Annotated in this window: 19 protein-coding genes; 4 read left to right on the top strand and 15 right to left on the bottom strand. The window is 30.2% G+C overall.

From position 1 onward, the window contains the following. Positions 1-223: 223 nt before the first annotated feature. Complete coding sequence (locus V6624_RS18405) at positions 224-1,222, top strand: hypothetical protein (protein ID WP_111289929.1); 999 nt, start codon at positions 224-226, stop codon at positions 1,220-1,222. Between the two features lie 569 nt (positions 1,223-1,791). On the opposite strand, the gene V6624_RS18400 is transcribed toward V6624_RS18405, so the two are convergent. From V6624_RS18400 to V6624_RS18380, 5 genes are all read right to left on the bottom strand, one after another. Further along, the gene (locus V6624_RS18400; protein WP_111289931.1) at positions 1,792-2,190 is read right to left on the bottom strand and encodes a (R)-mandelonitrile lyase; all 399 of its coding nucleotides are present in this window, start codon (positions 2,188-2,190) and stop codon (positions 1,792-1,794) included. A gap of 76 nt (positions 2,191-2,266) precedes the next feature. Then, the gene (locus V6624_RS18395; protein ID WP_111290167.1) at positions 2,267-2,839 is read right to left on the bottom strand and encodes a sugar O-acetyltransferase; all 573 of its coding nucleotides are present in this window, start codon (positions 2,837-2,839) and stop codon (positions 2,267-2,269) included. Between the two features lie 36 nt (positions 2,840-2,875). After that, the gene (locus V6624_RS18390; RefSeq protein WP_338839677.1) at positions 2,876-3,928 is read right to left on the bottom strand and encodes an alpha/beta hydrolase; all 1,053 of its coding nucleotides are present in this window, start codon (positions 3,926-3,928) and stop codon (positions 2,876-2,878) included. An 86-nt stretch (positions 3,929-4,014) separates the two neighbouring features. Beyond that, entirely contained in the window at positions 4,015-4,893 is an 879-nt protein-coding gene (locus tag V6624_RS18385) for a helix-turn-helix domain-containing protein (protein WP_111289935.1), read from the bottom strand. 114 nt (positions 4,894-5,007) lie between these two features. Continuing rightward, complete coding sequence (locus V6624_RS18380; RefSeq protein WP_111289937.1) at positions 5,008-5,448, bottom strand: nuclear transport factor 2 family protein; 441 nt, start codon at positions 5,446-5,448, stop codon at positions 5,008-5,010. 148 nt (positions 5,449-5,596) lie between these two features. Here V6624_RS18380 and V6624_RS18375 point away from each other — a divergent pair, with 148 nt between their 5' ends. Beyond that, positions 5,597-5,974: a winged helix-turn-helix transcriptional regulator gene (locus tag V6624_RS18375; protein ID WP_111289939.1), complete on the top strand. Its 378-nt coding sequence runs from the start codon at positions 5,597-5,599 to the stop codon at positions 5,972-5,974. Positions 5,975-6,922: 948 nt separating this feature from the next. Here V6624_RS18375 and V6624_RS18370 read toward each other — a convergent pair. Genes V6624_RS18370 through V6624_RS18360 form a run of 3 tightly spaced genes read right to left on the bottom strand, consistent with a single transcriptional unit; the run spans position 6,923 to position 9,660 of the window. Continuing rightward, entirely contained in the window at positions 6,923-7,702 is a 780-nt protein-coding gene (locus V6624_RS18370; RefSeq protein WP_338839675.1) for a hypothetical protein, read from the bottom strand. A 10-nt stretch (positions 7,703-7,712) separates the two neighbouring features. Continuing rightward, complete coding sequence (locus V6624_RS18365) at positions 7,713-9,287, bottom strand: hypothetical protein (RefSeq protein WP_338839674.1); 1,575 nt, start codon at positions 9,285-9,287, stop codon at positions 7,713-7,715. Further along, positions 9,277-9,660 carry a hypothetical protein gene (locus tag V6624_RS18360; RefSeq protein ID WP_338839672.1) on the bottom strand — a complete coding sequence of 128 codons (384 nt, stop codon included), beginning with the start codon at positions 9,658-9,660 and terminating at the stop codon, positions 9,277-9,279. The genes V6624_RS18365 and V6624_RS18360 overlap by 11 nt, the downstream gene beginning before the upstream one ends. 311 nt (positions 9,661-9,971) lie before the next feature. Here V6624_RS18360 and V6624_RS18355 point away from each other — a divergent pair, with 311 nt between their 5' ends. Then, on the top strand, positions 9,972-10,751 hold the full coding sequence (locus tag V6624_RS18355; protein WP_338839671.1) for a LuxR C-terminal-related transcriptional regulator: 780 nt from the start codon (positions 9,972-9,974) through the stop codon (positions 10,749-10,751). On the opposite strand, the gene V6624_RS18350 is transcribed toward V6624_RS18355, so the two are convergent. The 7 genes from V6624_RS18350 to V6624_RS18320 all read right to left on the bottom strand — a co-directional run bounded on the left by V6624_RS18350 (position 10,744) and on the right by V6624_RS18320 (position 19,325). After that, on the bottom strand, positions 10,744-11,520 hold the full coding sequence (locus tag V6624_RS18350; RefSeq protein WP_338839670.1) for an alpha/beta hydrolase: 777 nt from the start codon (positions 11,518-11,520) through the stop codon (positions 10,744-10,746). The two genes, V6624_RS18355 and V6624_RS18350, sit on opposite strands and share 8 nt — an antisense overlap. Positions 11,521-11,752: 232 nt before the next feature. Beyond that, complete coding sequence (locus V6624_RS18345) at positions 11,753-12,208, bottom strand: hypothetical protein (protein WP_338839669.1); 456 nt, start codon at positions 12,206-12,208, stop codon at positions 11,753-11,755. 683 nt (positions 12,209-12,891) lie between these two features. Continuing rightward, positions 12,892-13,452: a hypothetical protein gene (locus V6624_RS18340; RefSeq protein WP_338839668.1), complete on the bottom strand. Its 561-nt coding sequence runs from the start codon at positions 13,450-13,452 to the stop codon at positions 12,892-12,894. A 66-nt stretch (positions 13,453-13,518) separates the two neighbouring features. Further along, entirely contained in the window at positions 13,519-14,484 is a 966-nt protein-coding gene (locus V6624_RS18335; protein ID WP_338839667.1) for a hypothetical protein, read from the bottom strand. 52 nt (positions 14,485-14,536) lie between these two features. Beyond that, a complete protein-coding gene (locus V6624_RS18330; RefSeq protein ID WP_338839666.1) occupies positions 14,537-16,315 on the bottom strand; it encodes a restriction system-associated AAA family ATPase in 1,779 nt (592 codons plus the stop codon). Further along, positions 16,315-17,775 (bottom strand): restriction endonuclease subunit S, encoded by a 1,461-nt coding sequence (locus tag V6624_RS18325; RefSeq protein WP_338839665.1) that lies wholly within the window; start codon positions 17,773-17,775, stop codon positions 16,315-16,317. The genes V6624_RS18330 and V6624_RS18325 overlap by 1 nt, the downstream gene beginning before the upstream one ends. Then, positions 17,775-19,325: a class I SAM-dependent DNA methyltransferase gene (locus tag V6624_RS18320; protein WP_338839664.1), complete on the bottom strand. Its 1,551-nt coding sequence runs from the start codon at positions 19,323-19,325 to the stop codon at positions 17,775-17,777. The genes V6624_RS18325 and V6624_RS18320 overlap by 1 nt, the downstream gene beginning before the upstream one ends. 1,438 nt (positions 19,326-20,763) lie before the next feature. Between V6624_RS18320 and V6624_RS18315 the strand changes: the two genes are divergently transcribed. After that, complete coding sequence (locus V6624_RS18315) at positions 20,764-22,236, top strand: ATP-dependent nuclease (RefSeq protein ID WP_338839663.1); 1,473 nt, start codon at positions 20,764-20,766, stop codon at positions 22,234-22,236. The last annotated feature ends 16 nt before the right edge of the window (positions 22,237-22,252 follow it).

Genomic DNA, 22,252 nt, shown 5'->3' with positions numbered 1-22,252 from the left:
AAGCCTGAGAATCTACATTCTCAGGCTTCAATGTTTTATAGTGAACTTGACGGTACAGAATTCGAACCATTTAATGCAAGTTTTGAAGATTTTAGATGATCTGTAATTGCCAATTTGATTTCTTATGCAATAAAAATCCTATTTTTGATAACAAAAGAATGATATTTGTCAGACATAGTCAGGCTATATACAAGTTGTTGGCAATCCTAAAAGAAACTAAAAATTGACTGAAAATTATCTTATCACTAAAAAGAAAAAATACTATTGGAAAGACCATTTTTTTGGTCTACTATTATTTTTATTAATTGCAATTCTAACTTTTGTTAATTATACACCTAAAAACAATGCAAAAAACCTTTGTTTGATTTTGTTAATATTATCACTGATAATCATAGTTTTAATTTTACTCAATCTATTTTCAGTTAAAAATTATTGCTTTACAAAAAATGAATTAATTGAATCATCCTTCATAAAAAACAAAAAAAAAGTATACAATCTTGATGAAATTGATGGATGGACAGAAAAACAGTATAAAGGAAAATTTGAAAATTGGGAAGAAATAATAGTATATTTTAAGAATGGAGAAAAAACAAAAATATCAAGCGACTATTTTGAAAATTATTTTGAAATAAAAAACAAAATTGCACTAATCAAAAATAGAGATACACAAAAAGAGGAGTTAATCGAAAAAAGAATAAATAAAAAACTAGCAATTGCTTTTTTTATTATTTCACTTTTATTTTTTTATTGGGCTTACAACGCATTACAAGTTGAATATATAAAAAGTAATGATATTTTTGTCTTAAAAGATAAAACATCGGAGCGAATAAAATTAACTAGAGGCAAACATAAATCTATTGAGATAAAATTAGAAATGTATCCTGATTTAATTTTTAGAATAAGTGGAAATGATGCTATGAAAGCAACTCATGTCGAAAAATTAATTGAAGAAATTAAAGTAGGAGATTCAATTTTTGTGGGAATAAATAAATCAGACTACAAACAAAAGTTACTTAAAGTTGATTCTTTGACATTTGGCGACAAGTATTTTTTTAATGAAAATATTAGCGTAGAAAGTGTGAGATCTGTAAAATCTGATTATCTAAGTTTATCCGATAATAATTTGAGTAAATCCGAAAATAAATCTTGGAATTTTGGATGGTTTTTTGCATTTGGTATATTTTTTCTTTTGATGTCTATATTTGGTTGGAACAAAGAATAGATAAAAGTCTACCGCCAATAGCAAATACAGCGAATTTGGCCAATAGTCTGAAAAAGAATCGTAAAATTTTTCGCCAGATAAAAAAAGCCTGCAAAATATACACTTTGCAGGCTTTCATTTTTTTGTAGTGACCCTTACTGAACAATTTACAAACCATTTTATGAATGATTTAAAGAAATTAGCTTATTTTTAGATGATTTTGTAAGATAATTATTTTAAATTTTTACTAGAGAGCGGTTTGTATGTATTGTAAGGGTTAAACGTTAAAAAATGTTAATACAGAAGGATATTTAAATTTAATGGGATGTAAAAACTTTATAAAATTCTTGAAAATCAAATTTAGTATTGACTAAATAAAAACAGATTAGTTTTTAGTAAAATTAAACAATCATTTGGAGATTATTCAAATCAAAATTTGTTGAAGATATTAGATTTTTTAAATTGTTTTAATCTAATTAGAAGTTAATTTTGTTGGATACTTAATTTGTTAGTTTTCTGTACAAATAAAGATATTTAATTTAACTCATTAATTGTCGTTCGATTGGGGTTAAAAATTGATTTATTTTTGTCTAGTTAACTGCTGAATATTGCTCATCTGAGACAGGTTCAAGCCAAGTTACTTGAGTATCTCCCTTAAAATTGGTAATCGCAATATGAACCATTTTTGTATCCGCGGATGCGCCATGCCAATGCTTTACGTTTTCAGGGATATTTACAACATCGCCTTTTTTTATTAACTGTGCCGGTTTTCCTTCTTCTTGATAGATTCCACTTCCTTCTGTAACTAGTAAAACCTGTCCCTTAGGATGAGTATGCCAGTTGGTTCTTGCTCCTGGTTCAAATGTTACGCTTCCAGCTGAAAATTCATTGTTTTTGTCACGTGCCACTAATGGTTTTAAAAAGGCACTGCCTGTAAACCATTCGTTTGGAAGAGGCTCTCCTTGTGGAAAAATTTCTGTTGTGCTCATTTTATTTTCTGATTTAGAACTGCATGCAGTTAAAATTGAAGTTATTATAAATGTAAGAATTATTTTTTATTTTTTTTTATTCTGCAATAGCTTTAATAATTTTTGCTGGAATACCGCCGACTATTGTATTATCAGGCACATCTTTTGCAACTACCGCTCCAGCTGCGACTATTGAATTTTCTCCAACAGTTACCCCCGACAAGATAGTTGCCGCAGTTCCAATCCAAGCATTTTTTTTGATATGTACAGCTCCAGGCACAAGTGATTTTCTGTTTTGACTGGAAATGGGATGACCTTCCGAAATAATATTTACTCTTGGCGCAATCAATACATTATCTTCTATAGTAATGCCGCCTAAATCCAAAAATGTGCAGTCAAAGTTTATAAAGACGTTTTTTCCTATTCTGGTATTTTTTCCATAATTGATATGTATGGGCGTAAATACAGTAGTGGTCTGATCGATTTCGCTATTGGTGATCTCGCTTAATAGGGATCTGATTTCTGAAGGGTCAGCTGAACTATTCAAGCGGATAAGGAGCTTTTTTGTGGAAAAGGATTCTTCAAGCAGTCTGTAGGCCTGGCTATTTGCCGGAGATATGGTTTGGCCATTCATAAGCTGTTCAAAAACATCCTCTGTATCTTTTTTTATGTTCATTGCAGTTTAAGTTTAAAAGCATGAGGCTGGCTATTTTAGATTATTTTTAAAAAAAGCATCCAGCTTATCGAATGGTATTTTTTCTTTTCTGTCATACAGGTCAACATGGACCGCATCAGGTATAATCAGAAGTTCCTTAGGTTCGGCCGCCGCTTTGTAGATATCCTCGCTAAAATATCGTGAGTGTGCATTTTCACCGGCAATAATCAGTATAGGTCTTGGGGAGATTTCCTTAATGTAGGCCAGTATTGGCATATTCATCAGAGAGAAGCCATTTGTTTTTGTCCAGGCGCCATTTGAGTTTATTGAACGTTTATGAAACCCCCTTTCTGTTTTGTAATAATCGTAATAATCTCTTATAAATTGAGGTTCATCTCCTTTTATGGTATTTTGATTGGGGCAGTTTCCGTATTCAGGTCTGCCGGCTTCAGCGTCTTTCCAGCGCTGCAGGCTCATTTCTTCTAATGTTTTGGTGCGCTGCTCCAAAGTTACTTTGTCATAATATCCCTTTGATGCAGCTCTTGGAATATCGTACATGCTTGTTGTGGCTACCGCTTTTATACGTTTGTCAATCGAAACAGCGTTTAAAGCAAAGCCTCCAAATCCGCATATGCCTATAATGCCAATTTTGTTTCGGTCTACATTTTTCTGCAATCCCAGAAAATCTGCTGAAGCGCTAAAATCTTCCGTATTGATGTCTGATGAAGCAATATTGCGGGGCTCGCCGCCGCTTTCTCCAGTATAAGAGGGATCAAATGCCAAGGCCGCATAGCCGCGTTCTGCCATTTGATTGGCGTATAAACCCGATGATTGTTCTTTAACCGCACCAAAAGGACCGCTTATAGCTAGCGCCGGCAATAATTTTGTCTGTGGATTTTTTGGAAGATATAGATCTCCGCAAAGCGTTATTCCATATCGGTTTTTAAAGCTTACTTTTTGGCGCGTTACCTTATCGCTCAATTGAAATGTATAATGTTCCAATTCTGTCTTCATGTTTTTTTTATTTTGAGGTGATTCTTTTTTCTGTGCGTAGGCCTGTCCAATAAATAGGAAAGACATAGCTATGAATACTGTTATTCGCATATCAAATTATATTTTAAATTACAGTGCAAAAGTAAAACGGCACCCAGTGGCGCCGTTAAAGAATATCAAACTAAAGATTAAGAATTTCAAACTTCTGCACCTCTTAAGGATTTAGGATTGGTTCCAGTATGTTTTTTGAAAAAATTATTAAAATACGTAGGGTAGGCAAAACCTAATGCATATCCTATTTCGGCAATATTCCAATCGGTATGCTGTAAAAGGGCTTTTGCCTCTGCTGTAATTCTTTCTGTAATATGGGTTGTGGTAGATTTTCCAGTAATTTCTTTAACAGCACGATTTAGATAATTGACATGGATATGCAGATTTTCGGCATAATGCTGTGCAGTTGTCAGCTTTAGCGGGTTATCAGCGTTTTCAATAGGAAATTGTCTTTCGAGAAGTTCCAAAAATATCGAAGCAATTCGGGCAGTTCCATTTTTACCAACGTTATAATTTTCTGAAGGCTGCAGTTTCAGCGATTCATGAATTATTAAATTAATGTAGTTTCGTATTAATTCATCTTTGTATATATAGTCGCTTTGCTGTTCGTCAATCATTTTCTGAAAAAGGCCATTTAGAAAAAGTCTTTGTTCTTCAGAAATTTGAAGTATGGGAGTGCCGCCAATTTTAAAGAAAGGAGACTGGTGGAGGCTTTCAGATCGTTCGGAGTTTTTTAAAAAATCCTCAGAAAAAAGTATGGTATAACCGATGTACTTTGTAGAAATCGTTTCCCATGAATAGGGAATGTTAGGGTTGCCGAAAAATAGAATAGTTCCGTCCTGATCAAAACTTTTATCGGCATAGTGTATTTTACTATGTCCAGTGGTAAGGCAGATTTTAAAAAAGTCCTTCCTGCTATAGATGCGCGTGGCATTGCTGTCATCCTCAATCTGAAAAGCCTTGAATCCTTTTAGCTTAAGTTCACTGTTAAACTCTGAAATACTGCGTACTGTTTTCTTTTCCATAAGAGCAAAATTAATAAATTCAAATCTATTAAGTACGTTTATGAAAGACTTAAACTAATCTCCAGTTTTTAAGAAAAATTGAGGCTTGTATAAATTGCAAGCCTCAATTAAATTTTACGTACTTAATAGCCTTTCCTCAATAATGATAAAATGGCCCTCACGATAGTTTATAAGCCATTTGTCATTTTGGAATATGTATTTATCATCATATCTAACGCTGTAGTCTGTTAATACATTTTTTCCGTCAATTTCTCTTATCATTTTTATTTGGGCAAATGATACGCCAGAAGCTGTATCATTGTCAATTTGTACTTCATGCTGTCCATTAAGGGTGAAGTAGGTTTTTACCAGCGATGCATGACCAATAAATTCTTTCTCCATGTTAGTTTTTCCTGAAACTTCAGAGACAACTATCCCACCCATAAAGGCTTTATAGGTTATGTTAGGTGTAAATAATTCCATTTGCTCAGTAATTTTTTTATCATCTCCCAAAACAGCGTAATCATCAATTAGCTTTCTGAGTTTTTCTTTTTTTTCTAAAAATTCTAGTGTCATAATTTTCTATATTTAATAGTTATTGCAATATTATTCTGCCGCGGTTTCAGGTTAATACTGCTTTTTATCTATGTCAAAATTATTCTATATTTGCTAACAATTTATTAGTTGTTACCTAAAGGTTAGTGGCTAATCAAAATGTTTGCGAATGAAAAATCAAAATGAAAATAAAGAAGTAAATAAGGAGTTTACAGATGAATGCCATAAAGTATTGCTTGCAGTAAGTGATGCGCTTTATGCAATAGGAGGAAAGTGGAAACTTATGATAATTATTGCTATAGCTAGAGGTAATAATCGATTTACGGAAATTCAGAGACAGGTTACAGGAATTTCTGCAAGAGTTCTTTCGAATGAGCTCAAAGAACTTGACATGAATGGTTTTATCATTAAAAAAGTCGATGCTGGATACCCTGTAACTATAGAATATCAACTTTTACCATACAGCAATACTTTAGAAGAAGTGGTTAGTGCTATGACGAAATGGGGAATGCAGCATCGTGAAAAAATAAAAAAGGAAAGAAGTTAAGATAGTACTCTAAATTTATGCAAAATAGATTGAACTCGCTAATAGGAATTAGAGAACGGGAATAGATAAATAAATCAATTTTTAACCTCAGTTGACCTTGACGGGATTCGAACCATTGATTTTCGGTGGAGATTTGAGCCCTTTGCTTTAAAGATTTCTTTCTTTCTTTCTTTCTTTCTTTCTTTCTTTCTTTCTTTTTAAAGATGTTCTCTAATTATGATTTTGACCGGTGGCGGTAAAATTGATTGGGTTAGGGGATTTGTTTAGATGGATAGACTATTTAAAAGTTAGTTAGTTAGTTAGTTAGTTAGTTAGTTAGTTAGTTAGTTAGTTAGTTAGTTAGTTAGTTAGTTAGTTAGTTAGTTAGTTAGTTAGTTAGTTAGTTAGTTAGTTAGTTAGTTAGTTAGTTAGTTAGTTAGTTAGTTAGTTAGTTAGTTAGTTAGTTAGTTAGTTTTTGATTGCTTTTATTTTTGGTTTTGGCCGGTGAGAGTGCAGGCTGGCTTGAAGGGGAGCTGATATGGACGGAAGAATTATTATATGGTCATTTTATTTCTGATGATTTTATAACACTAGCAGGATATTGGTTAGAGTCCTGTTCGCACTACCATAGAAAGAAGAGATGTTCGCTGATAGTTTAAAATGAAGGTATAGGTTCCTAGCCTAACGGGACAATTTTCGAACCATTTTGTGGATGATTTAAATAAAATAAATATCAAGCAATATTAAATTTTTCGGTTCAAATCTATAAAGGTGACTAGTCCTGAAATAAGGATAAACAAAAGTATTATTAAGTTCATTTAAGCAATTATAATATTTCTTTGAAGTGTAATTCTTCTTCTTTTTAATATGATACTTTTGCTTCTTTATTCTTATCCTATGCTAATGCAATATAGTTGACGGGAAATAAAATTAGTTGATTGATAATTTTTTCCATTTTTAAAATTTTATTTAATTTTCTGGCAGAATTATTTTAAATTGATAAAGTTGTCCTTCTTTACCTTGTCCCTTATAAAAACCGTAAATACTACAATTCAATTCAGTGACATTAGGTTCTTTTTTTACGAGACATTGTAAGCGTGCATTAATATAATTTATCCATGTAGATTCGTTAAGGTCATAAACAAAGTCAATCGAAGAACATATATCTTTTTGGGTATAATCATTTGTTGCTAAAGAGAAGGAAAAAATAATGAAGCCTGATGAAATACCTGTTTTCTCTTTAATGATTCCATCTTCAATGCTATAAATTTGAAGAAGATGCATTGATTTATAGCGTACTGCTTGTACCTTAATGCCAAGACCCAAATCATCAATACTAATTGGCTTTCTTGGTGGACAACCTTTATCTAGATATAAATCCCAATCTTCCTTAAACTTCATTATTTTAAAAATCTTTTCATCGTCAGTATTAGAATTTTCTAGATAAAAATTTATATAACTTTTAATTCTAATTTGATTTTTTTCCGAATTTAGATATGCGCTATTGCATTTTTTACTTAAAAGCATATTGAATGCTTGTAGTTCCAAAAAAACTATTTTTTTGTTTTTTGACCCTAATTTTTGAACTGTTTGTTCACAGAAGTCAATAGATTCTGTGTATAAATTATTATTATAAGAATCTTCGGCTTTATGATATAGATATTGTGCATCAATATCTTTAGAAGCATTGTTTTGCGCTTGAGTTTGTACAAAAACTAAAATAAATCCTATTGTATATAGAAAGTTCATATGCTTTTTTTTAGTTATCCCAAAAGTTTTTTTCTTTTTCAGTTTGTTTTTTATTTATTGTATTTTTTTTACTTATTGGATCTCCCCAAAAATCCCTGTTGTTTACTGACTCATTATTTTGTTTGCTAAATGGATTATTGTTGAAGTTTACTAATTGCACTTCTAAATTTACTAAATGAGCACTCCCCATTTTTTTTGTAAAATCATCTTGAAATGTATCCAAATTTGTTATTGGATATAACATGTGAATTTCATTTCCATCGATTAGAGTTTTATCGATACTAGAAGATATTTTATTTTTTATTTCATCTTTTAAAGGATATGTATTGTCTGAATATTGAGTCACTTTAATGGCAACTGTAAAATATGCCTTTTGTTTATCTGCATTAAGATTTTTTGGGATAACTAAAATTGCTGCATATCTTTCTTTTGACAATAAATCTGAAAATTCATATTTATTAATATTCAAAGCATCAGAAATAAATTTTTCTTTAGCCTTTTTAATCAATTTTATTCGCTTGTTTTCTTCTTCAATTTTAGCCTCGTCCTCCAATTTTTCTGTTTTTTTTTCTCCTAAATGCATAAGTAAAGATAATCCAAGACCAACACCTGTATAAGCCAACTGTCCAGTAGGATCGCTAATTTGATTAGCTGCTGCAAGAGTAGCGTCCAGCATAGCTTCAGAATCTTTTTTACCATTGTTTAAAGACTGCTGATAAGAGTTCATTGAAGTATTCTTTGCGTTATCAAGTTCAATTTGTGTTTTTTCATAGCGTTGTTGATGTTCGGTTAATTGTTTTTGAACTTGATTTAATTTTTCGTGTTCCTGTTTTTGTTTGGCTAATTTTTGTTGCGATTGTAATTGTTGCTCGTTCTGTTGTTGCAGTTTAGTATTATTATGCAAATTATTAATGGCATTAATTTGGTTTTGGTTTTCTATGTAGGAATTTTGCCATGCTTTCATTCTATCTTCGCTTGTCTTATTCTCTTCTTTTTGCTTTTGAGCATAATCAATTTTAGACACTGGATTATTGATTACATCACCTTGTTGAGAAATACCATAAGTAGGTTGTTTAGGCGAACTATTTTTCTCTATCAGAACTTGATTTGACGGGGCTTTATTTGTTTGAGATGTATCAAAATCAATTTGAGAAATACTCCAGCCTGGGGTTACCGTTGAAGTAAAATACCAACCGCTATCATCTCCAAAAGTTTTATCGCCGGATTTAAGAATTACAGCACCTCCAAAACCAGTTCCCGACGGTTGATAATTTGTATGTATAACAACATCATATTCGCCTGGTGGTGTACACCATGATATCATGCTTGAGGGTTTTACTAATCCATAATATATCCTGGCATTTTTTCCTGAATTATTTGACAATGTCCACCGAATTTTAACAAGGTAAACAGTGGCCTTTTCTTTGGCGCAATAGGTATATTTTAATACTTCGGTTGTATAGGAGAGACTTATACCACCTTGGTCATATAAATAATTTTGTGCGAATAAATTAGAACATAATGTTGGGAATAATAAAATAGCAAATAATCTAATTTTATGAAGAATATTTATTTCAATTAGCATTGCTTGAAATTTTTGTTGTACCGCTTGAATTTGGAATCTCTGTAGAAGTGGGACTTACAATACCTCGTAAATTATTTGTTTTTTCTCTGGCTTGTTCCTTTTCATCATTAATAACTGGCTCGTAAGGAGCATAAATTATTTTTGGTTGTTCCTGGTCTTGATTGATCTCTTTCGATATTTCTTCAGTTTGCAATAGAGCATCATTTAATACCTTTCTTATTTCGGGTGTTGTCTCCGGATCTTTTAGCTGCTCTTTTATAAGAGAGATAGCCTGTTCATATTCATCTGTTTGTGCCTCAACTTTACAGGTAAGTAAAAAAGCTGAAACTAAAAATAAGTTTAGAATAAGTGGTTTAATAATTTGTGTTTTCATGATTTCTATGTTTTAGGATGAGTGTTTATTAGACAAATTGTTAGTTTTTTTCAATATTTCTATTTTTACTTTTACGTGACTGAACTATTTTAAAAAAAAATCTAAATATTTCAAAAACGGCCTTAGAACATAATTTCATTTTGACTGGTTCTAAAATACAAGTGTAAATTTCAATCTTAATTACATCCTAAAAAATACCTAATACTTGGTATTTTTCGCATATAATCTTATAAAACAGTTAGTTACTCAATTTTTTAATGCTTATAAAATATTTTTTATTACATTTAAAACTGCATTTAATACGATATAGGATGGAGACAACAAGTATTATAAAACTGTTTGATGTTTTCAGGTCTCAAAATAAAATTCTTAGACCAGCAGAAAATATAAATGTATTCGCGATAGTAGACCAGATTGCCGCTCTTTTTGCTGCGGGATCTTTTTACTACTTTGTGTTTAATTTGATCACACTTGAATTTGACTATGTTAGTGAAGGTACTAAGCCTTTACTAGGTATTGATCCTAAAAACTTTTCATTTATAAAATATCTTAATATATTGCATCCAGAAGATCAACACCAAATGAGATATAAAGAATCTACATCCTTAAATTTAAAACTAAATGTTATTCCTAAGCAGTATATTAAAAATTACAAAACAGTTTATTTGATGCGCGTAAAGGATAAAAAAGGGAATTATAAAATTATTTTGCATCAGGTTAAGGCACTCACGATTTCTGAAGACGGTAAAATCCAACAAACGATTGGCATTCATACTGATATAACATATTTAAAAATACCTTTTGATCATAAAATATCTTTTCTACCTATTGATTCTAAATTACCAATCTATCATTTTGAGTATTTAAATAACAAATACATGCTTGCTACTGATGATTCAAATAAATTTACAAGACGTGAAAATGATATTATTAAATTATTGGGACAAGGGAAAAGAGTTAACGAAATTGCAGATATATTGTATATTTCTAAACATACAGTCAATACACATAAAAAGAATATTTTTAAAAAATCAAACTGTAATAATTCGGCAGAATTGGTTGTTAAATGTTTGAGAGAAGGTTTTATGTAAAAACTTTGGCTGTGATTTTTTTTATGATATCGATAAATTGTAATGGTTGTTCTATACTTGGATAATGACCACAACCTTTAATAATAATTAGTTCACAAATTCCTTTACTATTATTAACCACCTGTAACAAATATTCAGTTTTTATACAGGTATCATGCGCTCCCGCAATAATAAATTTTGGAATTGTAAGATTGGTAAATATTTCAAATTGATTAGACCAATTGTTATTTGCAAAATCATTAGCCAAAGCTTTCCTTATTTTGGGATTGGTTTCTTTGTAAGATTTAATAAAAATATCAACTACTTTTTTATTAAATACAATAATATTAACAGCAGTCTCAATTTCGAGATCTGTTGCATATTCTAGGCTATAAATCTGTAATTCACTCATTGGTAGAATTGCCTCTTCAAAATTTAAAGGTTTTTTTAAAGGAGGTGTTCCAAAAATGACGAGCCCTTTTAATCTTGTTATTCTCTTAGAAATTTCAATTGCAATATGTCCTCCCAGGGAATTTCCGCATATTAAAATATCATCATCAATTTGATTTAAAATTGATATGATTTTTTCAGAGTATGATTTCATAGTAAAATCCTCTTCTTCATTATGAATATCAGTGCTTTTGCCATGACCTGGCAAATCAAGAGCCAACTTGCTTTGAGTAATTTTGTTTGAATTCATGATATCTTTAAAAACTTCAGAAGATGATGAGTTTCCATGAATAAACACAATAGTTCCTTTTTTAATTCCTCTGATTAATGAATAATTCATTTTACTGTATTGACTATAAATGCTTTAGTAAATATAAAATAAATTTCAGGACAACGATCATAAAAGTTAAAGGATGTTAAAAAGCAGCTATTGTGTTCAAATCTTTCAGTAAAAGGTTCGAAGATTTAAAAATTCTAAATGAAATCTAACACTTTAATTTGGAAATGAACCCAATCGTTTAATTGATCCGTTTTTATTATGATTTAAAATAATCATTAAATCGGAACAATTATCAATATTCATCTTTTATAAGATAACTATCTATTATCATGTCGAAAATATTATCCTCAATAACAACTTGTTTGAATATTTCTACTTGAATCTCTGCATCTAGTTCCTCTTCATTCATTGATTGTGCATCGGCAATATAAAAATTCCATGAAATCAAATCAATTTTGTCTTGATGCTCAAATAATAATTTTGCAAGTTCCAATTCTGACTCCGTTAGTTTTATCAGAGTACCCCACTTATCAAAGCCTGCTATATTGGCGATTATATGTTGTGCCTTCATAAGTGTGAAATTTTCCTCGTCGATTTCAAAGTCATGCACGATTGCATCAATAGTAAAATATTTAGGGCTGTATACATAAGCAAAACGATTAAGATCCTTGTCAAAATCAAGAATTTTTGTCTTGAAATCTCTGTATAGATTTTTTGCTTGAAGTTTAAAGTAGTCAATAGTATCCATAATATAATCCTTTAGTTCAAAGATTATCATCCTGAGATATTGCGTTCGTAAACTTTAGTCGGATAATAAGCTCTGAAGGTTATATTATCTAGCTATTGGTCGATGAAATCTTCGCACGAACGAGCAGGCGTACCAAAACACCTGACACAAATATAAAAAAACTAGCAAGAAATCAAATGAAATACTATTTATGCATATCGAAAACTAAAGAATCTTCAGCTTTTATAAAGTCTTTGTGCTGTCTGGTTAGTTAGTTATGTGTTTTTTCTTTTTTCTCAGAGTCCGTATTATTTTGATTTTGGCCGGTGAGGGGGAGTTGGTTAAATGGGGAAGTTTATTTAATTTGGTAGAATGACTGAATTCTTAGTAGTTCCTTAGGATTTAATAAGAACTGTATGGTGCTGGTTAGAATCCTGTTCCGGCTACTATAGAAAGAAGAGATGTTTGCGGATAGTTTAAAATGGAGGCATAGATTCCTAGCCCTAACGGGACAATTTTCGAACCATTTTTCAAATGATTTGAAAGAATTGAGTAGTTTTATTGAGTAATATTGAATTGATTGAACTGAAGTTTCATTTTCCAAAAATACATTAATATTTCGGCAATGTTTTATTTATATAAGGATTATAAATTCTAATAGTCAAATAGAGGAAACACCATTGTTCAAATAATAATCTTCTGCATTAATGTGTTTTAAAACTATTCCATTTTGTCTTTAACCTTCCTGAAATATATATTTCCATAAAATATAAATCATATTCAAGATCTTCAGGAATAACTACAAGTCTAAAATTTTTCATCTTTTGCTGTTCGGAGAATAGTTCTTCTTGATTTAATGCACTTCTATGTTGTCGATGATTTAATCTGTTTTTTGCCATTAAATACGCAAAGCTTGCTTCATTATGTTTAGTTCCCCATAAGTGCTGATAAAGTCTCCTAAAAACAGTTCTGGAGATGCCTACATATACTGGTTTTACTGCTCCCGAATTATCAATTTCTCCGAAAACGTATAATCCCTTAACCTCATTGTTTATTTTGTTTTTTAGTGACAATTTAGCATTACAGTTTAATTGTAATTTTTGAACAAAATCAATCTGCCTTTTTCCTTTTTTTGGATGATATAAATCTTTAACTATAACACATTCTTTATCTAGGAATTTTTGTTGTATTGTTGTAATTACTTCTTCACATTTTTGAATAAGTATATTTATATCTTCTGGAAATTTTTCATTAGCATAATTCATATATTGGTTTCTAAATCTTTTAGACACATACTTTCTTTGATGTTTGCTGTTAAGTTGCAAATAGTATTAGTGCTTATTATAAACTGCCATCCATTCAGGTTTATTTTTCATTTCTTTAAGGAAAGCAACTTTTAAAAATTTCGATTCATTATATTTGTCTAATTCGTAATTCATTATTTCAAAGTTTAAAACAGTATCATAGGAATTTCCATTATTTATTTCTTTATTCATATAAATTCTGTTTTTTATTGCACGTAGTTCCGTAAACGAAAAATCCCTGACCTCGATGTTGTATCGTTCTTTTATTCCAAATAGATAATCCCAAGTTTTGTTCTTTTCAGGATCTTCAGAAAATTTAAATTCAACATCTTCTTTTTGTAATTTCGAATAATTTAATGTGGGAGAATTTTTTATTTCAACCGAAACTTCAATGTCATTTCGAGCTTCAAATCCATAATATGCAACCCCATTATGCTCTTGTGGTGTTTTAGTTCCTTTACGTTTTTTATTACACTTCTCACAAACTGGTATAAGATTTCTAAAATTTACTGAAGCAAAAGGGTATTTTGAGATTGGAAAAAAGTGATCATTATCTTCTCTATAGTAAGATTCCGCTGATTCCATCTTAACTAATCCGCAACATGGGCATGTTTTATATTTTTCACCAACTAACGCATTATAATATTCTAGTTTATCCCCTGAAACTTCAGAACGATCAAGTAAAGGAGTATAAAATTTTTTCAACAGTGATGTCATGTGAGTAGTAACAACATCAGGGAGGTCAACTAATTCAATTGGCTTTAAGGTACCTTTGCACAATTCAGAAATCGAATTATTTACAAAAAATGCTTCTCGTATGTCAGCTCTGTCATCATCTGTCAAATCTTTACATTTTTCATAAATTACATCTACGTCTATTTTTAGCCAAGAATAAGCGTTATAAATTATTTCAAACTTTCTATCAAGCAAATTAGAGCAAGTAATATCATTTGAAGCATTACACCATACTTGACAAACCAGATGTTCAAGCATATTATGCAATTCAAAAATAGAGTGCTCTATTGGAGTATAAGTACGAAGCATACTAGTTATTTAATGAAATTCTATTCAATCTGGCTAATACCATATCTTTCTCAATTGATTCTCCTAAAACTCTTAGTTTAGCCTTTTGTTCTTGTACTTTTTCGTCTGAATCTAGATTATTAAAATCGATCTCATTCAAAACAGAATGTGACAAATCACCAATCGATTGACGATAATCAAACAATTTATCCAATATTAATTCTACTGAAGTTCCATAAGTATTAAAAGCATTGTTTAATTCTGAAACCTTTTTTGCTGTAACGGATCCATCATCCTTGCGCTCAAATAAAACGACATTATTAGGCATACAATCTGATATGATAAATGGAGAATGGGACGTAAGTAAAATATCTTTTCTTAAATGAATCATATTTTTGAGAGTATTTGACTCTTCAAAACTTACTTCTTCCTCTTCTTTATCCTGACTTGCTTCAATACTATCATTTAAAATTTTAATGAATTTAGCCCTCCAACTAGGATTAAAGTGTGTCTCTGGTTCGTCAAGAAGTAGTAATGTTCGTTTTGATTTAAGCATCAAACAAATAGCAGTTGTGTGCAAAAACTGGTGTTCACCATCACTTAAATCTCTTAATAATAAATCAAAAATTTTGTTTGATTTTTTTTCCTGTTTAATTAAATAATATTGCAGAAAATAAAAAGCATCATCGGCGGGACCGCCAACTGGTATTTTCCAGTCTGTATAGTTACCTTTTGATTGATAAACATCTTCTACATTACTTTTACCTATGAAATGATTATTAAGAATATAGAAAAGGTGAAATAGCTGAAATAATTCAAACGAACTTTCGAAATGAACTTTAAAAGCATTTTTAGTGGAGTCATTTACAAAATAATCGAGTGAAATACCTTCTTCATCTTCATACCAAAAACTGGCACATTTTTTTAGCTTCTCAATTTGTTTGGGTAATTCTTCCTGTATTTCAGGTTTATTAAAATTTCCTTCTAATGATTTAAATACATTTTCAGATTCTTTCTGAAAATCAAATTTTTGATAAGTAAGGTAAATTGTAAACCTTCTTAGCCCTAATATTCCAGTATTATCTATATCTCTAATTGGCGCTAGTGTAGCTTCACTTTCAAATAAAAGGCACGAAAGTAAAACTGCTTGGCTCATGTCATTGTCAATATAAATAAGACTATTTTCAGGCTCTTTATATTCACGAAGTTCAGCCTTGGTAGCTTCTTTATATTCGTCTAATTGTAAAAATCTACTTTTGATAAACGGTAAACTTAATAACTCATTTTCGCCTGATGAATATCCTATTATATGGTCTGGTAAGAAGATTTTAGATGGTGCACTTTTTTCTTCACCTGATTCAAATGATACAATAAGAGGCTTTTCTTCATTGTCAAAAGGATATGGTTTAATTTGCATTATTGGTTCATTTCCAAAATCTTTAGTTATGATGACTTTGGTTAGTGATTCTATCCCGTCTGAAGAAGAATCTTTCAATCCAATCAGGTATTCAAGCTTAAAAACATCTACAACACAAACACTACGTTTAAAATTTTCTTGGTTACGAATGGAGTCGGGGAGTATTCTGGCAGACATTACTTCTAAATGATAGAAGATGTTAGCTAAAGCTTCCAGTACGTTGGACTTACCACTTCCATTTAAGCCAGCAAAACAAAAAGGACTAAATTTAGTCATAGTCACTTCATCCTTTTCATTGTGAAATTTAATTTCAAATCCCGGTTTTAGACTTCTAAAACCAGTATTTAGCTTGTTTTTTGGTATAGAAAAAGATATTAGTTTCATTAGAGTTGTAAAGTTATTTTTCTTTCATCAAAATTAAAATTTTGTTTTATAAGATTTGATTCCTCCCTCATTATTCTGAAAACTGCGTATTTAGCTTTTTCGTACTGTTTGGAATTTTCAAAATCTTGATCTTCAAGCTTGTCAATCAATCGCTGAAGAAAGGTTAAATCATTTTTTAATGTTTCAATATTATTTTCATTATCTTTTTTCTCTATGTCAATTGCATTTAATAGAGAATCTAATTCTGCATCTACATCAATTGTAATACGTTCAGAAAAAACTTGTTGTGAAAGACTGTGTAATAAACTTGTCGCTCCTTCTTTAGCAGTGGTAATCTTGTTAATTATAGATTGTATGGTATTTGCTTTGGAGGCAAACTCATTTTGTAAATGAATTGGCGGGTAAATTAGCTCTAGGGTCTCAACTTGATTAGTACTTATATTCGCCTGTCGAACACCTTTTCCCTTTTTTTGTATTAAAGTTTTAATTTTTTGGTGTTTAAATAGGTAAAAAATAAAATCTTTATTATATATAGTTTCATTAATTATTAGCTTAGCCACCCTTTGGTTAAGCAAGTAATTTGGATAATGTCTTTCAACTTTACAGATATTTCCATAATCGTCTTTACCAACTGTGCCAGTCAATGTAATTAAAATATCTTCGGGGTATACAATATATTTTTGGTGTATTTCTGATTTCAATTCAGATAGAAAGGATAACGATTTAATATCAAAGAAACCTTTGTTGACGGTACCTATTTTTATTACTGGAATACCAGTATTTTGGAAATTTGAACTTTTAAATGCATATCCACCTAATAATTTCAGAGCATTGTCCATATTTAAACATCGTAGTGGATATTTGTTTGCGTTAGTCGGATCTCCAAACATTTCCCAAAAAACTGCACTAAGTAATTCATTAAATTTCCGAATAGTTATTTCACGCTTATCCAATATAGAATTTGCTTTATCTAAAACAGCAACAATTTTGTTTTGGGTTTCAATATCGGGGTAGGATACCACTATATTTCCTAAGTCACTGAAGGTGATTGCATCGAGACCTGTTGTCTTTTTTGCAATCTTATTCATATCATATTTAGTAAGCCAATAATAAAGAAATCGATTATTGATTTTGCTCTCATCTTTTACAATTAATGCGCAAATATGACTCACAATAATAGAATCTTCAGCTAATATAGCTCTATGGTTCAAACCAACAGAACCACTTCTTGGTAACAATATTGATCCTTTTGGAATAGGCTTAAAGTTGTTATGTAAAGCATATTCTATTGAAATCTTGTTATCTGTAGCATTTAGATTTGTTGTCAAATGATATCTTCCCAGATCTCTCATTCTAACAAAAGGAATTCCATTAGAATTGAACGCACCATTTTCATTTTTAGGTGCAGGTATGCCACCGACTATGTGACAAAGAGTATGTATTTTATGTTTATACCACATTATCCTATTAAATTTTTTAGTTCCTGCATATCTAGTTGAATTTCTTCTTCCAATTTAAATATGGCTTCTAAGATTTTTTGTGGTGGCTCATAGGTTTGTTCTTCGTATTCAAACTTTTTATATCGGTTGTAACTTAGATCTAAACCATTCGCTATTATTTCGTCTATCTCAACATAAAACTGACTAGTTCTATCAATGGGAGTTTGGGTTTTACGATTTTTGTAAGCATCTACAGCTATCGGCAAAGGGTTTTCTGCAAGTTTTCTGCGGTTATCATCTAAACTATAACCATCATTTTTCAATTCATAAAACCAGACTTTTTCAGTATGCCAAGTTTCACTTTGTTCTTTTACTTTGGTAAAAACCAATATAGCAGTCTTAACTCCCGTGTACGGTTTAAATGCACCACTTGGTAAAGAAATAACTGCTTCCAATTGATTGTCTTTTAAAAGTATTTCTCTAGTCTGTCTTTGTGCTTTACTACCTCCAAATAATACACCCTCTGGAATTATCACTGCGGCTTTTCCTCCAGAACTCAACATTTTTGAAATACGAATTAAGAAAAGCAATTCACTTTGCGTACCATCAATTTTCAAATTGCCACTCATTCCACCCTTGTCAATTCTACCTGTAAAAGGTGGATTCGCCATTATCACAGAATATTCTCCATCTTGATGTAATTGGTCGTATTTTTTGGAAAGCGTATCTGTATTTTCAACTTGTGGAATTTTAATTCCATGAAGCATTAAGTTCATCAAACCAATTCGCACCATTGTTTGATCTACATCGAAACCGAAAAATGCTTTTTCATTCAATCTATCCCAAACTTCTAATTTTGAAATTAGATCCCCACCAAATCTTTTAAATCTTTTAAATCCATTTTCATCTTCTGTAATTTCATTAGGACTAGTGTGTTTCGTTAAAATATGTTGATATGCACCAACTAAAAATCCTCCTGTACCACATGCAGGATCGCAAATTTTATCTGTCCAGTCGGGATCTATGATTTCACTCATAAACTGAATTAAATGCCTAGGTGTACGAAATTGTCCATTTTTACCAGCAGATCCAATTTCATTGATTAAATATTCGTAAACATCACCTTGAGTGTCTTGGAATTGTTGACCAGATTCTTGCTGTATTCTAATTTCATCAAAAATTTCATTTATAACTACAACTGCTTCCTCCAACAAAGCAGAATTATTTATTATGAATACAGCATTTTCCATGTACCTCGTGTAAGGTTGCGACGGATCATTTAGTGTTTTAATAAATGGAAAAGCTTTAGTGGAAACAATTTCTAACATTGTTTCAGGGTCTTTTTCTGAAAAATATGACCATCTACTTTCTTCATTTCCTTCAAAGATTGAATTAAAACCTTTTTCTTCAAAAATTGCCTTAGCTTTTTCAAGAGAGTCTGCATCGTCAATTCTCCGCATAAAAAGCAAATAAGAAATTTGCTCAATGGCTGTGATAGGATTTGTAATTCCTCTGCTCCAGAATTTATCCCAAAGTTTATTGATTTTTGATTTTAACTCGTTTGATAACATTTTTTAATCTTAAGTATTTATTAATGGTGGATGTATTTATTTCCCACTTTATGAATTATGGTTGTAATTTGTCCAATTTCTTTAGGAAAAAAAGTTGCTTATAACTTGTGCATGTACTTCTTTCCATGTTTAATTAAAATCTTTCTTTTAACCATATATTAATATGATATTTTTAGAGTAATTTCATTAACTCTCCTTGAATGTTCTATATGTTGGCACATTCTTAATTAAATTCATCAAAACCATTAAGCTTCCTCAAGAGGCTGAACTAATGTAAAACTACATAGGTTTGATAAACTATAAAACTTAGTGTGTTGATTATGTTAATACTTGCAATAAATTTTCAGTTACAAATGTGATTTTATATAATCATCGTTTGTGCTAAAGTAAGTGTTTAATAAAAATGATTGTGCTAAAGTATTGAATATATATTGAAGTTTAAGAATGAAAACTTTAAAGTATGTAAAAAAAGATTTTGGTATTATTATGATTAAATATTTGCGGGATGGATAAAGAAAAAAAGGAAGACAAAGTTAGGTTTAAATTAAAGTATTCTAAAAAGAAAAGTATAGCAAATTTATATAAAAGCAGAGAGCAAAAATGCACATATGTCGAGTTTGATTCTTCTTCTTTTATACTCAGTGAATTATAGTGTTTTTGCTATCTGACAACATATTTTTATGCTTTGTTTTTTCTTTTTTCTTTTCAGAAATTGTAATTTATTTTTTTGAAAAATGTCAAAGTCCATCTCGTTCCTGTAATATGCCAGATTCCCGTCTGTATTACAAACGATATCTTGTTGCCCTTCTGCTCGGAACTCGCCTGGCAGAGATTTTTGAAGCTCTAGAATTTTAGAACAAGGAAAAAATAGCTTAACAATAGTGGTGGTATTAGTGAAATTTGGTTTAGATATTTAGGTATAAACACTTGTTTTTATTAATTACATAATTAATATTTTTGATTTTACTAATGACTAAAGTTTTTATTAGAAGAAGATAAAACTGACCTCATGATTTAAATTGTTATAATATCAAATATCATTATTAACTCACAATTGAATTTAGTTTTTGAATATCAATAAGATTATAATATCGATACAAATTCCGCCTTTTATACATCTTAAATAATTTAAAACATTAAAATTTTGGAACTTAGAAGGTTCGGTTTGCAGTGTGAGAAAATATAAAAATTTTATATATATAATTATCGAAGACGATCTGCTACAAAGATTAAAATTTGCAATTAACAAGATATGGAGAATTTAAGTTATTTAGTTGTGAGCATTACAGTATGAAAAAGTTATATGGTTAAAAAAAATATAGGATATCTTTTAATCATAAAGCTAATTTACAGGTTATTAGAGATGCCCATAAAATATACCCGAAAAACAAGTATAGAAAAATTTGAAATTAATCCATTTTCATAAAACAAATATATTATGAAACTTAAAGTAAATATTAAAAAAATTAAATCTATTGAAAATTTAGAAATTAATTTACCTATTGAGAAAGGACTTTATGCAATAACTGGGCAGAATGGATCGGGAAAAAGTACTGTTGTGACTGCAGCCTCCTGTGTTTTTTTTACATTGCCAATGAATGATTATTTTGGAATAACAGAAGAAGATTCTAGAATTGATTTTGAATTGAATGGCGCAAAAAGAGCTTGGTTCAAGGAATCTGGTAAATGGAAAAAATTCTCAAATGGAAAAATGACAATTAAGGGGTTTTATGAAGGTTCTCTAATTTTTGGAAACAGATTTAGAAATACAAATTATGAAACTTTAAAAAAGTTTGATACCATTGATACTACAAAGCTTACAGAGGCACCAGATTTTATTAAAGAAAATTTAGGAATTATATTGCAAAATAATAAAAACTTTTATGAAAAATTATTTGTGTTAAAGTGGAAGGATATTGATAGTAAATCAAATTTTACCAGAGATATATTTTATTATAAAAAAGGTGAAAAAAGAGTTAGCCAGTTCCATATGTCAACTGGTGAAAATTTGATGGTTAGTATTTTAAACTCTATTTACATTAGAAATAATGATCGGGCAAGTTTGTTAAAGCCTTGCTTAATGTTTTTAGATGAAATAGAATTAGCTTTACATCCAAGTTCTTTAAAACGATTGATAAATTTCCTGAAGGAAATTTCGACGCGATTCAATTACGCAATATATTTTTCAACACATTCAATTGAACTGATTTCAGGCATTTTACCCGATAATATATTTTTTATTGAAAGATATCCTGATGATTCTCTTGACGTGTTAAATCCTTGTTATCCTGCTTATGCAACAAGAATTTTATATGATCATTCAGGATATGATCATATATTTTTAGTTGAAGATGATTTGGCTAAGTCCATTATAAATAAAATTTTGAAAAAAAAGAATTTACTTTCCAATAGACTCGTTCATGTACTACCCTGTGGAGGATATACAAATGTAATAGATCTTGCAGAAGAGGTTGTAAATAGTAATTTGGTAGGTAAGACTTCCAAAATTATGATTGTGCTGGATGGAGATGTCAAACAAGCTTCAAAGGCTTATCTCGCAAATAAACAATATACTAATAATATACCATTAAACTATTTGCCAATTGAAAGTCTAGAAAAATATTTAAAAGAAAGCTTGATAAGTAAAGTTGATCGTGAAATATTTAAGCTATTGAATGATTATGTATTTCAGCAAAAGAGCTTACAGAATATAATTGAAGAATATAAAAGTGAAAATGACTTGTCTAAAGATTCTAATGGTAAAATTTTCTATAAATACATAGATTCCGAGTTGAGAGCAAGAAATAAAACTAGAGATGAGTTGGTGATAATGATTGTAGATTATCTCTTCAATAAAAATGACACGAATCTTACTAAAATTGCGGAGTTTTTTGATAAACAATTGTCTTAGTGAATGAATCGAATTA

This window comes from Flavobacterium ginsenosidimutans, from assembly GCF_037478105.1.
Classification (GTDB): domain Bacteria; phylum Bacteroidota; class Bacteroidia; order Flavobacteriales; family Flavobacteriaceae; genus Flavobacterium; species Flavobacterium ginsenosidimutans.
This window is presented reverse-complemented; position numbering and strand designations above follow the sequence as displayed.

Bases quoted from the DNA above. Each gene is read 5' to 3' on its own strand.
- V6624_RS18400 (WP_111289931.1), bottom strand. From the start codon at position 2,190: ATGAGCACAACAGAAATTTTTCCACAAGGAGAGCCTCTTCCAAACGAA.
- V6624_RS18390 (WP_338839677.1), bottom strand. From the start codon at position 3,928: ATGCGAATAACAGTATTCATAGCTATGTCTTTCCTATTTATTGGACAG.
- V6624_RS18385 (WP_111289935.1), bottom strand. From the start codon at position 4,893: ATGGAAAAGAAAACAGTACGCAGTATTTCAGAGTTTAACAGTGAACTT.
- V6624_RS18380 (WP_111289937.1), bottom strand. From the start codon at position 5,448: ATGACACTAGAATTTTTAGAAAAAAAAGAAAAACTCAGAAAGCTAATT.
- V6624_RS18375 (WP_111289939.1), top strand. From the start codon at position 5,597: ATGAAAAATCAAAATGAAAATAAAGAAGTAAATAAGGAGTTTACAGAT.
- V6624_RS18370 (WP_338839675.1), bottom strand. From the start codon at position 7,702: ATGAACTTTCTATATACAATAGGATTTATTTTAGTTTTTGTACAAACT.
- V6624_RS18365 (WP_338839674.1), bottom strand. From the start codon at position 9,287: ATGCTAATTGAAATAAATATTCTTCATAAAATTAGATTATTTGCTATT.
- V6624_RS18360 (WP_338839672.1), bottom strand. From the start codon at position 9,660: ATGAAAACACAAATTATTAAACCACTTATTCTAAACTTATTTTTAGTT.
- V6624_RS18355 (WP_338839671.1), top strand. From the start codon at position 9,972: ATGGAGACAACAAGTATTATAAAACTGTTTGATGTTTTCAGGTCTCAA.
- V6624_RS18350 (WP_338839670.1), bottom strand. From the start codon at position 11,520: ATGAATTATTCATTAATCAGAGGAATTAAAAAAGGAACTATTGTGTTT.
- V6624_RS18345 (WP_338839669.1), bottom strand. From the start codon at position 12,208: ATGGATACTATTGACTACTTTAAACTTCAAGCAAAAAATCTATACAGA.
- V6624_RS18340 (WP_338839668.1), bottom strand. From the start codon at position 13,452: ATGAATTATGCTAATGAAAAATTTCCAGAAGATATAAATATACTTATT.
- V6624_RS18335 (WP_338839667.1), bottom strand. From the start codon at position 14,484: ATGCTTGAACATCTGGTTTGTCAAGTATGGTGTAATGCTTCAAATGAT.
- V6624_RS18330 (WP_338839666.1), bottom strand. From the start codon at position 16,315: ATGAAACTAATATCTTTTTCTATACCAAAAAACAAGCTAAATACTGGT.
- V6624_RS18325 (WP_338839665.1), bottom strand. From the start codon at position 17,775: ATGTGGTATAAACATAAAATACATACTCTTTGTCACATAGTCGGTGGC.
- V6624_RS18320 (WP_338839664.1), bottom strand. From the start codon at position 19,325: ATGTTATCAAACGAGTTAAAATCAAAAATCAATAAACTTTGGGATAAA.
- V6624_RS18315 (WP_338839663.1), top strand. From the start codon at position 20,764: ATGAAACTTAAAGTAAATATTAAAAAAATTAAATCTATTGAAAATTTA.